The sequence below is a fragment of the Lacisediminimonas sp. genome (assembly GCF_030645335.1).
GTDB lineage: Bacteria > Pseudomonadota > Gammaproteobacteria > Burkholderiales > Burkholderiaceae_D > Lacisediminimonas.
The window spans coordinates 1-11,050 of sequence record NZ_JAUSNH010000217.1 but is presented as its reverse complement, the minus strand read 5'-3'; the positions used below and the strand labels follow the sequence as shown (position 1 = coordinate 11,050).

General features: G+C 61.9%; 11 protein-coding genes. 5 read left to right on the top strand and 6 right to left on the bottom strand.

Going from position 1 to position 11,050, the window contains the following annotated elements:
• A partial coding sequence (locus tag Q7T64_RS14980; RefSeq protein WP_304797337.1) for an AMP-binding protein occupies positions 1 to 625 on the bottom strand: 625 nt, incomplete at its 3' end.
• 477 nt (positions 626 to 1,102) lie between these two features.
• Between Q7T64_RS14980 and Q7T64_RS14975 the strand changes: the two genes are divergently transcribed.
• Genes Q7T64_RS14975 through Q7T64_RS14955 form a run of 5 tightly spaced genes read left to right on the top strand, consistent with a single transcriptional unit; the run spans position 1,103 to position 4,747 of the window.
• Positions 1,103 to 2,614 (top strand): YdiU family protein, encoded by a 1,512-nt coding sequence (locus Q7T64_RS14975; protein WP_304797335.1) that lies wholly within the window; start codon positions 1,103 to 1,105, stop codon positions 2,612 to 2,614.
• A gap of 4 nt (positions 2,615 to 2,618) precedes the next feature.
• Positions 2,619 to 3,029 (top strand): peptide-methionine (R)-S-oxide reductase MsrB, encoded by a 411-nt coding sequence (gene msrB, locus Q7T64_RS14970; RefSeq protein ID WP_304797333.1) that lies wholly within the window; start codon positions 2,619 to 2,621, stop codon positions 3,027 to 3,029.
• On the top strand, positions 3,026 to 3,646 hold the full coding sequence (locus Q7T64_RS14965) for a septation protein A (RefSeq protein WP_304797331.1): 621 nt from the start codon (positions 3,026 to 3,028) through the stop codon (positions 3,644 to 3,646). The genes msrB and Q7T64_RS14965 overlap by 4 nt, the downstream gene beginning before the upstream one ends.
• On the top strand, positions 3,643 to 3,927 hold the full coding sequence (locus tag Q7T64_RS14960) for a BolA family transcriptional regulator (RefSeq protein ID WP_304797329.1): 285 nt from the start codon (positions 3,643 to 3,645) through the stop codon (positions 3,925 to 3,927). Before Q7T64_RS14965 ends, Q7T64_RS14960 begins: the two co-directional genes overlap by 4 nt.
• Before the next feature lie 43 nt (positions 3,928 to 3,970).
• Positions 3,971 to 4,747: a peptidylprolyl isomerase gene (locus Q7T64_RS14955; RefSeq protein ID WP_304797327.1), complete on the top strand. Its 777-nt coding sequence runs from the start codon at positions 3,971 to 3,973 to the stop codon at positions 4,745 to 4,747.
• Positions 4,748 to 4,849: 102 nt separating this feature from the next.
• On the opposite strand, the gene Q7T64_RS14950 is transcribed toward Q7T64_RS14955, so the two are convergent.
• From Q7T64_RS14950 to Q7T64_RS14930, 5 genes are all read right to left on the bottom strand, one after another.
• On the bottom strand, positions 4,850 to 6,244 hold the full coding sequence (locus Q7T64_RS14950; RefSeq protein WP_304797325.1) for a hypothetical protein: 1,395 nt from the start codon (positions 6,242 to 6,244) through the stop codon (positions 4,850 to 4,852).
• Positions 6,245 to 6,478: 234 nt separating this feature from the next.
• Entirely contained in the window at positions 6,479 to 8,269 is a 1,791-nt protein-coding gene (locus Q7T64_RS14945) for a hybrid sensor histidine kinase/response regulator (RefSeq protein WP_304797323.1), read from the bottom strand.
• A gap of 112 nt (positions 8,270 to 8,381) precedes the next feature.
• Positions 8,382 to 9,257: an acyl-CoA thioesterase II gene (locus Q7T64_RS14940; RefSeq protein ID WP_304797321.1), complete on the bottom strand. Its 876-nt coding sequence runs from the start codon at positions 9,255 to 9,257 to the stop codon at positions 8,382 to 8,384.
• Between the two features lie 114 nt (positions 9,258 to 9,371).
• Entirely contained in the window at positions 9,372 to 10,121 is a 750-nt protein-coding gene (locus Q7T64_RS14935) for an endonuclease/exonuclease/phosphatase family protein (RefSeq protein ID WP_304797319.1), read from the bottom strand.
• Positions 10,118 to 11,050 (bottom strand): TVP38/TMEM64 family protein (locus Q7T64_RS14930; RefSeq protein WP_304797317.1); only part of this gene is annotated, 933 nt, incomplete at its 5' end. The genes Q7T64_RS14930 and Q7T64_RS14935, both read right to left, overlap by 4 nt.

The following is an 11,050-nucleotide window of genomic DNA, read 5'->3' as shown; positions in this document are numbered from 1 at the left end:
AGCGGTGCGAGTACAGCGCACCTTTCGGATGGCCCGTGGTGCCGGAGGTGTAGCACAGGCTGGAGGCGGAGTCCTCGTCGAACTGCGGCCAATCGTATTGATCGGCGTGCTGATCGATCAGGTCCTCGTAGCACATCAGGTTCGGCAGTGTACTCTGGGCTGGCATGCGGTCGCGGTCGCACATCAGGATATAACCGCGGATCGTGCTGCAATTGGGCGCGAACGCCTGCACCAGCGGCAGGAAAGTCAGGTCGAACAGCAGATAGGTGTCTTCTGCATGGTTGGCGATATACGCGGCCTGGTCGGGATGCAGGCGCGGATTGATCGTATGCAGCACCGCGCCGGATCCGGACACCGCGTAATAGGCCTCCATGTGGCGGTAGCCATTCCACGCGATGGTCGCCACGCGATCACCCATTTTTACGCCGAGCGCGCCGAGGGCGTTGGCCAGTTTGCGTGCACGCGTGTGGCAGTCGTGATAGGTATAGCGGTGAATGTCGCCCTCGACCCGCCGTGACACGATTTCATTCTTGCCGAAATAGCGGTCTGCATGACGCAGGATGTTCGAGATGAGCAAAGGCTGGCTCATCATTTGCCCCATGACCGGACTCTTCGGATACGCCATCCTTACTCCTTGTTATGCATACCGGTCATTGTTCGAACGACGGTAAATGTGGGACGATTTTGGAACGACCGTACTAAAACCGTCAACGAATTTCGGTGTTGCGCCGCACAAGGCGCGCGCCGCCAGTAAATTCATTTACATGGCAGCGTTTTTTGGTGCTGGATCGATCGCCGATTACGCGCCGCAACATCCCGCCCAAACCATCGCCGCAGCGCGCAGGCGGCACGCCGGCCTGGTCGTGCCGGCCGCTGCGCCGGCCATTTCGGCCGGCGGCCGATGCAAATGTCCCATCTCTGTCAAAATGCAGCAAGCAACAGGTCGCCGACCGCATCAACCAGACCCATGACGATACGCGCAGCCGGGCCAGCACAGTTGGCGCGGCCAGCCCCGGCAAATGTCCGGCCTGGGCCTGACGCAATGAAATCGACCTTCCCTGCTTTTACCGTCGCCAGCGTATTTGCCTGCCACCACACAATGATGATTGAACCACCTGTCAATGCCGTCCACCTTGACGGCCGTCTGGAACAGCTCCCGATCAGTAACGAGTTTGCCGGATTGCCCGAGGCTTTCTACACACGGCTATCGCCCACACCGCTACCCGCCCCTTACCTGGTCGCGGTCAGCGCGGCGGCGGCCCGGCTGATCGGACTGGATCCGGAGCAAGCGCGCCGGGACGAGTTTGTCGAGACATTCACCGGCAACCGCGTGCTGCCGCAGTCGACTCCGCTGGCCGCGGTCTATTCCGGCCATCAATTCGGTGTCTGGGCCGGACAGCTGGGCGATGGCCGCGCCATCCTGCTCGGAGAAACGCCAGCCAACATCGACGCCGCGCCGCAGCGGCTTGAGCTGCAATTGAAAGGAGCCGGCGCCACGCCGTATTCACGCATGGGCGACGGGCGCGCCGTATTGCGTTCGTCGATCAGGGAATTCCTGTGTTCCGAAGCAATGGCTGCGCTCGGCATCCCGACCACGCGCGCGCTTTGCATCACCGGCTCGGACCAGATGGTGATGCGGGAAATGCCGGAAACCACCGCGGTTGCCACCCGCATGGCGCCGAGCTTCGTGCGCTTCGGCTCGTTCGAGCACTGGTATTACAAGGGCCGCACCGAAGAGTTGCGCGTGCTGGCGGATCATGTCATCGAGCGCTGCTATCCGCATCTGCGGGAGGCCGCACGCCCTTACCAGGCGCTGCTATCAGAAGTCGCGCAGCGCACCGCAAGGATGATTGCGCAGTGGCAAGCCGTCGGCTTCATGCATGGCGTGATGAACACCGACAACATGTCGATCCTCGGCATCACGCTCGACTATGGGCCGTTCGGCTTCATGGAAGCATTCGATGCCCACCATATCTGCAACCATACCGATAGCCAGGGCCGCTACGCTTACAATGTGCAACCGCAGGTCGGCCACTGGAATTGCTATGCGCTCGGCCAGGCAATGCTGCCCCTGATCGGCGAAGTCGACGATGTGCATGAAGCGTTGGCAACTTACCAGACCGAATACACGGCGGCATTCGATGCGGCCATGCACGCCAAGCTCGGATTGGCCACTCGCGAAGAGCAGGACGGCAAACTGTTCGACGAGCTGTTCGCCGTCATGCAGAAGAGCCGTGCCGATTTCACGCTGTTTTTCCGCCGGCTCGGCGATCTGCGCATCGACGATCCGGCCGGCGACGCACCGATCCGCGATCTTTTCATTGACCGCGCGGCATTCGACGCCTGGGCGCTACAATATCGCTCGCGTTTGCGCCGCGAGGCTAGCCAGGACGACCAACGGCACGAGCAAATGCACCGCGTCAACCCGAAATATGTATTGCGCAACTATCTGGCCCAGGTTGCGATCGAAAAGGCCCAGGACCGGGATTTCTCGGAAATTGCCCGCTTGCTTGCGGTACTGGAGCATCCGTACGATGAGCAAGCCGGTAATGAACATTACGCTGCCCCGGCGCCGGACTGGGCTTCCCATCTTGAAGTAAGTTGCTCCTCCTGAGAATATGGAAAAAGTGAAAAAAACCGATGCCCAGTGGCGCGCCGAGCTCGATCCGATGGAATACCAGGTCACGCGCCAGGCCGGCACTGAGCGCGCCTTCACCGGACGCTTCTGGGACCATCATGAGCATGGCATCTATACCTGCGTATGCTGCAACACGCCCTTGTTCGAGTCGGATGCCAAATTCGAATCCGGTTGCGGCTGGCCCAGTTATTTCAGGGCGCTGAACCCGGACAATGTCCGCGAAAAAACCGACCACAGTTTCGGCATGGCCCGCACCGAAGTCATCTGCAACGTGTGCGACGCCCACCTGGGTCACGTGTTCCCGGACGGTCCGCCGCCGACCGGACTGCGCTATTGCATCAACTCCGCCTCTCTCCGCTTTGAACCTGCCAAGGATACTAAAACCGCATGAAACTCCTGTTCGACCTGCTACCCGTCATCCTGTTTTTTGCGATGTTCAAATGGGGCGAGGGTCACCCCGAGGCGGCGCAACAACTGGCCAGCCAATATCTTTCCGGCCTGGTTGCCGGTGGTTCCGTAACCCTGGCACAGGCGCCGATCCTGCTGGCGACCTCGATTGCCATCCTGGCCACGCTGTTCCAGATCACGCTGCTCCTGGCGCGCAAAAAGAAAATCGACGGCATGCTGTGGGTGTCATTGGCCATCATCACCGTGTTCGGCGGCGCAACCATCTACTTCAACAACGAGACCTTCATCAAGTGGAAGCCCACGGTGCTGTACCTGTGCTTCGCGCTGGCGCTGGCCTTTGCCCGCTATGCGATGCAGCGCAACCTGATCCGCAGCATGATGGGCAAGCAAATGTCGTTGCCAGAGCCGCTGTGGGACAAGCTCAATCTGGCCTGGATCGTGTTTTTCCTGCTGATGGCTGCGGTCAACCTGTTTGTCGCATTCAACTTCACGACAGCGACCTGGGTCAGCTTCAAGCTGTTCGGTTTCATGGGCCTGATGATTGCCTTCGTGATCGGCCAGACCCTGCTGCTGTCCAAGCACATGAAAGAACCAGGATGAACCAACGCGTACAGCGCATACAAGCCATGCTCGAACAAGGCCTGCAGCCGCTAGCGTGCGAAGTGGAAGACGAGTCGGCCCTGCACGCCGGACATGCCGGTGCGGCGTCCGGCGGCGGGCACTATCGGGTGCGCATCGTCGCCCCCGCTTTTGCGGGCAAGGCCAGGCTGGCCAGGCATCGACTGGTGTATGATTGCCTTCACGATTTGATGCAAGCCGACATTCACGCTCTCGCCATCATCGCGCTGGCGCCGTCAGAAGTTCCTGGCGGCACGCCCTAGAGCCAGACCACAATCCGAAAACAACTTTCCCATAGGAAAAAACATGATGTTCAAACCCGCTCGCCTGCTGGTATTGCTGATGGCCAGCATCGCCGTTCCTGCCATCGCCCAAAATCTCGCCGTCGTGAATGGCAAGCCGGTTCCGTCGGCGCGTGCTGAAGTCCTGATCAAACAGATGGCCAGCCAGGGCCAGCAAGACACGCCGCAGTTGCGCGCGATGGTCAAGGAAGAAGTCATCAACCGTGAAATCCTGATGCAGGAAGCCGACAAGCGCGGCCTGTCCAACTCGGCTGACGTCAAGACCCAGATCGACATGGCACGGCAATCCATCGTGATCCGCGCACTCGTTGCCGACCAGGTCAAGAAAAACCCAGTAACCGATGCCGAGATCAAGGCGGAATACGACAAGTACAAGGCCCAGGCCGGCGACAAGGAATACAACGCCCGTCACATCCTGGTCGAGAAGGAAGAAGACGCCAAGGCCATCATCAGCAAGCTCAAGGGTGGCGCCAAGTTTGAAGAACTGGCCAAGCAATCGAAAGACCCTGGTTCGGCAACCAATGGTGGCGACCTGGACTGGGCTGCGCCGTCATCCTTCGTCAAGCCGTTCTCGGACGCAATGGTCGCACTGAAGAAAGGCCAGGTAACCGAGACGCCGGTCAAGACCCAATTCGGCTACCACGTGATCAAGCTGGAGGACGTACGCGCCGCCAAGATACCGGCACTGGAAGAAGTCAAGCCGCAGATCACCGAGCAACTCCAGCAGCAGCGCTTGCAAGCTTTCCAGCAGGCCCTGAAGCAGAAGGCAAAAATCCAGTAATTGCCCGCCCGCCTGAAATGCAGAACGCCTCCTGACGGAGGCGTTTTTTTTGCGGCGGGAGCAAAGCTGCCGGGCCCACGCCTGGCCCTGCATGGCCAGTGCTCAGGGCACGAACAGGTTGCTGCCCGCATCCATGACGGTCCACAGCGGTAGTTGTGGCACCTTTGCCAGCGCGAAGCTGGCGTCGTCGCTGTCCTGGTCCATCGAAACAACATAGTCCACGCCGGCCCCGTCCGATCCGTCGGCGACCAGGCTGATGTCGTCCAGGTCGGGCGTCGATTGTGTCGAGGCGACCCGCACATCGTCTTCCAGCGCTGGCGGCTTGCCTGCTGCGTCCAGCCGGGCCGACTCACTGAGCGGCGCCGGATCCATGCCGTGCGCGACGACGATGACGACTTCGTCGCCGTGGCCGCCCTTGAGGGAGGGCATGCCGCCATCAGCCAGCGCTGCGACGGCTGCTTCCAGGTCAAAAGTCGCACCGGATGCGGCGGCTCTGGCGGGGGCCGTGCCAAGCCGGATCTGCAAAGCCTGCTCCGGCATGCTGTTGGCGGAGACGACGATCGCCTTCTCGCTAGCCGCCACCGGTGGCGCAAGCTGCGCAGCGGGACTGGCCGCCACCAGCACTGGCGTCGGCGGTGGAACCGGCATTTCCATTTGCTGGGCCAGCATTGCAACGTAAGCGTCGAGGTTGCTGGCAACTGTGTCAGCGGCCTGGCCTTTTGCAGGCGCATCGATTCGCGCCGTCCTGGCGGGTGCAGCAGCGGGTATTTTCGGCGCCATCGGCGTTGCCGCCGGATCCGGCTCGTGGCCAGCTTTCGCCATGCGCTCGGCAATGGGTTCGCGGCTGCCTGGTGCAAGCTCGCCCGAGCGAGCGGCGACGGCCGGCGGGGCTGCGTCAGGCAAGCGGCCCGGTGCCATTGGCCTGGCAGCAGCAAGCGCAGCGACGACGCTGCTGGCCGGCGGCGGGACATTGGCAACTGCCTTCGGGGCAGCCGCCGCCCTGGGCGGCGCTGGCGGCATCGGATCGGAGCCGACCACGACAATTCCCGCCGCCTGCGAACGGCTGGCGCCCTTGGCGACGTAACTTTGCGCATCAGGAACCAGCGCCGCTGTCTTTGGCGCCAGATAGGACGGACTGGCTTGCGAACGTTTGGCGACCGGCGGATCGGCCTGTGTTGCCGCGAAATCTTCGGCCGAAGGCACCGCACTGATACCAAGGAACTGTTCACTGGCAAGCACTGGCGCTTCATGGAAGACTTCCCGCAATGCGGCGCGCATCGGTGTGGGCAGCGGCTCGCTGTCGGATGTCGCTTTGGATGCGCTCGCCAGAACCGGCTTGGGCGCGCCAATGAAAGGCACGCTGGCAGCGCCGGCGAGGCTGACGGCAAACAAGCCAAACAGGGATTTTCTGGAGCGCAGCATCATGTGCTGCAGCAGCGCCGGCTTGGCAAGGGATTGCGTAGCATCTGCCACGCCGGCGTCAGGATTCTGGCTCATGGTTCGCCCTCGGTGAATGCGAATAGCGGCGCCGTCTGCGTCTTCACAAGAATTTTGTAAAGCACGGAACAGAACCACCGGTTTCGCTACTGTCGTTGCGCCCCTACCCTGCGTCAGTAAATATTAATCAACTCTAATAATTGATCGGGATTTACGGCATCAAGCGACATGGGAGCGCAACAAACCGGGCGATGGTTAGGCCTTGGGCGCGCTGGCCGATGAGCCAGGAAGGGCTCAGCCGGCTGTATCCCTGTGGGTGGAGTACACGCTCAGCGCATCGCTGATGTCGGCAAACTTTACCGGTTTGGCGCAGACCCGGTCGAAACCGGCAGCCATCGCCTTATGGCGGTCTTCCGGGCTGCTATAGCCGGATACGGCAACCAGCGGAATGTGCGCCAGTTCCGGGTCGGCGCGTACCGCCCGCGCGAAATCAATGCCGTTCATGTCGCCGGGCAGGCCAATGTCGCAGAAAATCAGCTCCGGCAAGCGTTCGTGCGCCAGCTTGAGCCCGGAGCGGGCATCGGATGTGATGTCGAGCTCGCACCCCATGATCTCCAGCATGTGCCGGAACAATTGGGCGAAGTCCTTGTTGTCTTCGATCGCCAGCACGCGGATGCGGGACACGGGCCGGCCCGCCGTTTTTTTCTCGGGCTTGTTGCCGGCGTCTTGCGATGCCAGCGGCAGCCGCAACGTGAAGGTGGCGCCGCTGCCTGGTCCGGCGCTTGCGGCCTCCAGTGCGCCGTCGTGCAACACGGCAATCATGCGGGCAATCGTCAGGCCGATTCCCAGGCCGCTGGTCTGCTGCGCGGTGTGCGGGCGGCCCTGGGAAAACGGCTCGAAGATTGCACTCGCACGGTCGGGAGCGAATCCGCTGCCGTCGTCCCGAAAACGAATCGTCAGCGACGCCGGCTCGACCTGCGTCACGATCTGCAGGCTGCCTGGCGTATGGGCAAACTTGTGGGCGTTCGACAGGATCTGTTCAAATACCTGTGCCAGCCGTGTCCGGTCTGCCATTACATACACGCGCCGCTCCGCGGGCGTATGCATTACGCTGATGCCCTGGTCGTTGAACTTCGCTTCATGCCGGCGCAGCACGCTGGCCAGCAATTCATCCGGAACCAGCGGCACCTTGGCCATGGCGACTTTGCCAAACGCCAGGTTCGATATTTCCAGCAAGTTGTCCAGCATATCGCCCAGGGCGTGCGTTTGCCGGTGCAGTATGTTGCTGGCGTTGCGCAGGCGTTCGTCATCGATGCCGATTACCTGGAACATGTCGGACACCGCACAGATTGAGGCGACCGGATTGCGCAGTTCGTGGGAAAGCACCCCAATGAACTTGTCGCGCTGGCGATCACGGCTCTCGACCTGGCCGAGACGGGCTTCGAGCAATTGCGCAACTTCCGGCTCGCGCTTGAACAAGGCGAGCATGTCTTCGTCGCCGGCCAGTTCAGGATGCGCCTGCAACCATTGCCGCTCTGCCTGGAACCAGGTCAGCAACAGCAGTATCTGTGCCGTGCGCGCCGGCCCGGATGCACGTTCGATCGAAGCGCGCAGCACGGCTGGATTGCCCTTGCCGAGGAAAAGACTGCCGGCAGCCACGAACACCGCCAGTTCAACCTGGCCGCCTGGCGCGGCAATCTCGGCCCGCTGCGCAACACAGGCATCCAGCGATTCGGTGGCGCGTCTGATTTCGTCATCGCCCGGGGGCGGCATTTGCAGCAGGGTCAGCAGTTGCGCACTGGAGGCAGCCAGCGCCGGCTCCAGCACGCGGCCGCTTCCGCGCAGCCAGGCCACATGCCGCCCGAGGCAATAACGACTGCCGGAAAGCAGTCCGAGATAAACCACCAGGCGCTGCTTGAAGGGAGACGGCAGCGGGTTATCGAGCCAGCCGGCGCATGCCATCGTCCACAGCGCCGACACCGCGCCGATCGTGTCCGGCGTGGCGTAGTACATCGCGGGAACAAGACCCAACCTTTGCTGGATGTCGCGTTCAAGCTCAATGATCAATTGTCGCGTTGCTGGCATGGGAAGATAGGCAAGGATCAAGGGCGAAATCGCAGACTAGCACAAAAGAACTGGCATCTCCTTGCGGTAGAACTGCCTGCTGTTGCATGCTCGCCATGCATTGTCAGTTTATTTACTGGCTTGCTTGCGGACTTGCTTCGTGCATCCGGATCAGGCCCTCCTGGGCCAGCGTGGCGACCAGCACGCCCTGTTCGTCATACACATGCGCAAACGACAGTCCGCGTGCGCCCGATGCATTGGGACTCTCCATTTCAAAGCGTAGCCACTGGTCCATCCGGAATGGCCGATGGAACCAGATCGCATGGTCGAGGCTGGCCACCTGCAGGCGCGGATCGCCGACCCGGACGCCATGCGGTTGCAGCGCGGTCCACAACAGTCCGTAATCCGACACATAGGCAAACAAGGACTCATGCAGCTTGATATCGTCGCCAATATCGAACGGTGCACGCATCCACACTTGCTTGTGCGGCGTGCCGTCGTGACTGCCGAACAAATCGCCCTCATAGGGCGCGCGAAAGTCGACCGGTACTGGCTGGAACGGCCGGTCAGTCAGGTCCGCGCTCGCCTTCCACTCGGGCAGGCGGGACGGCAGGCTATTGGGATCGATTGAGCAAGGGATCGATTTCTGATGAGAAAAACCGTCCTCCAGTATCTGGAACGACGCAGACATGACAAAGATGCGCCGGTTTTCCTGGAAAGCCACCACGCGCCGGGTGCTGAAACTGCTGCCGTCGCGCACCCGCTCCACTTCATAGGTGATCGGCAGCCGGTAGTCGCCGCGCAGCAGGAACAGCGCATGCATCGAATGCGGCCGCCGCCCTTCCACCGTAGCCAGTGCGGCGTACAAGGACTGTCCCAGCACCTGGCCGCCAAACACATTCGGGCTGCCCATGAAATGACTCTGCCCGATGTAACGGTCATGGCCATCCGGTTCGAGCCGCAGGATATCGAGGACGATGTTGGTGTTGAATAGTCCGGAGTCGGCCATGCTTTGCTTTCGGTTATTGCCTGATGTTGTTGATTTGCTGTCTTGCGCGCCATTGTCCGGGCCAATGACAACATCCAATCCGCCAGCCAACATGATAAAGCTTCTGGCCAGAGATTAGCCGTCAATATGCGCGACCAATGGCAAGTGATCCGACGCCAGGCGTGCCAATGCGCTGCCATGCACCCTGACACTGACCAGCCGGTGCCGCGGCCGGATCCAGATGCGATCCAGTGCGAATACGGGCAATCGCGATGGAAAAGTGCGCGGCGCCGGAACCGCCTGGAAATGCGACACCAGCCAGCGCAGCGGCCGGCCCCAGACGAACCATTCATTGACATCGCCCAGAAGGATGACAGGCATTTCGTCAGTGTCGAATACTTGCAGCAACTTGCGGATCTGGTCGCGCCGCTCGGCCGGCCGCAGCCCGAGATGGGTGGCGATGATGCGCAGCGGGTGGCCGTGGCACTGGATATCCGCATCCAGTGCGCCGCGCGGCTCACGGCTGCCGAACGAGAGGTCGATGGCGCGGGTAGACGCGATCCGGTAGCGGCTCAGGATCGCATTGCCGTAGCTGCGTTCGCCGACCATGCAGGTGGCCGATGCGGCGGCGTCGAGTCCGGTCGCATCCTGCAGCAGATCGAGCACGTTGTGCAAATGGCCGCCGCCCAAAGGCACTTCCTGCAGGGCGACGATGTCGGCGTTGATCTCCCTCAATACGCTGGCGATCCGCTCGGGCGCGTAGTGGCCATCCGAGCCGACTGCGCCGTGAATGTTATAAGTCGCAATCGTCAATGGCCACGGGGAAGGATGCTGCTGCAACGGGAAAACCTGCTGCGGTTCGAGCAGCGTGCTGGCCGCATTCATTGCGCACCCGCCCGATGGTGGCGCGTCAGCAGTCGCTGCAGCAAGAATGCAAAGATCACCATCAGCACTGCCAGCGCGGCCAATATGGCAATGGTTTCGGTACTGGGCCGGCGCACTGCTTCGGCCAGGTTATGCACGAAGGTCACGGTGATGGCAATGCCGGGCAGCATGCCCAGCATGGTGCCGATAATGAAGTCCCGGAAGCGGATGTGCGAGGCGCCCGCCACCACATTGACGATCGTGAACGGAGCAACCGGAACCACTCGGACCACCATCATGGCGACAATCCCGCGGCGGGCGATGCGCCGGCTCAGTCCGTTGATGCGCGCGCCCAGCAAGCGGTGAACAGTATCCCGCCCCAGCCATGCGCCCAGCCTGTAACTGACAGACGCACTGAGCAGCGCACCGGCCAGTGCATAGCACGCACCCCACCAGGGTCCGAACACGATGCCGCTCACTGCAATGAGTACCGTGACCGGAAACATCACCAGCCCACCGATCACATAACAGGCGATCACGGCCAGCGGCGTAAAGGGCAGATCGTCCAGCGCACGGGCGAATCCGATCAGCGAGGCCAGGTTGATCCATTCGCGCAATGGTGTGAAATGCCAGGCCAGCGCCAGCAGGATCAGCCCGCACGCCAGCAAGACCAGCGCGATTGCGCGGCGCGGGATCGGCCCGCGTGATTGCTCCGGAACGAACTGGCTCACCAGCTTGTCCGGATCGATCGGGCGCTCGGGGTCGAACAGTGCCTTTTCCGGAATCAGTGCATCCATTTCGGAGACTGCGGTCACTTCAACCTGGCGCAATGAACGCCCGCCCGTCTGCAGCGACTCGATCGCGCCGATAAGACCGTGCCGGTCGACCGCCTGCTGCACGCGCTCCGGGCTGACGTCCAGGTGTTCGCCCAGCAGGCGGCTGCGCATGCG

Excerpts from the sequence above, each read along its gene's own strand:
- Q7T64_RS14975 (WP_304797335.1), top strand. The coding sequence starts at position 1,103 with ATGATTGAACCACCTGTCAATGCCGTCCACCTTGACGGCCGTCTGGAA.
- msrB (WP_304797333.1), top strand. The coding sequence starts at position 2,619 with ATGGAAAAAGTGAAAAAAACCGATGCCCAGTGGCGCGCCGAGCTCGAT.
- Q7T64_RS14965 (WP_304797331.1), top strand. The coding sequence starts at position 3,026 with ATGAAACTCCTGTTCGACCTGCTACCCGTCATCCTGTTTTTTGCGATG.
- Q7T64_RS14960 (WP_304797329.1), top strand. The coding sequence starts at position 3,643 with ATGAACCAACGCGTACAGCGCATACAAGCCATGCTCGAACAAGGCCTG.
- Q7T64_RS14955 (WP_304797327.1), top strand. The coding sequence starts at position 3,971 with ATGATGTTCAAACCCGCTCGCCTGCTGGTATTGCTGATGGCCAGCATC.
- Q7T64_RS14950 (WP_304797325.1), bottom strand. The coding sequence starts at position 6,244 with ATGAGCCAGAATCCTGACGCCGGCGTGGCAGATGCTACGCAATCCCTT.
- Q7T64_RS14945 (WP_304797323.1), bottom strand. The coding sequence starts at position 8,269 with ATGCCAGCAACGCGACAATTGATCATTGAGCTTGAACGCGACATCCAG.
- Q7T64_RS14940 (WP_304797321.1), bottom strand. The coding sequence starts at position 9,257 with ATGGCCGACTCCGGACTATTCAACACCAACATCGTCCTCGATATCCTG.
- Q7T64_RS14935 (WP_304797319.1), bottom strand. The coding sequence starts at position 10,121 with ATGAATGCGGCCAGCACGCTGCTCGAACCGCAGCAGGTTTTCCCGTTG.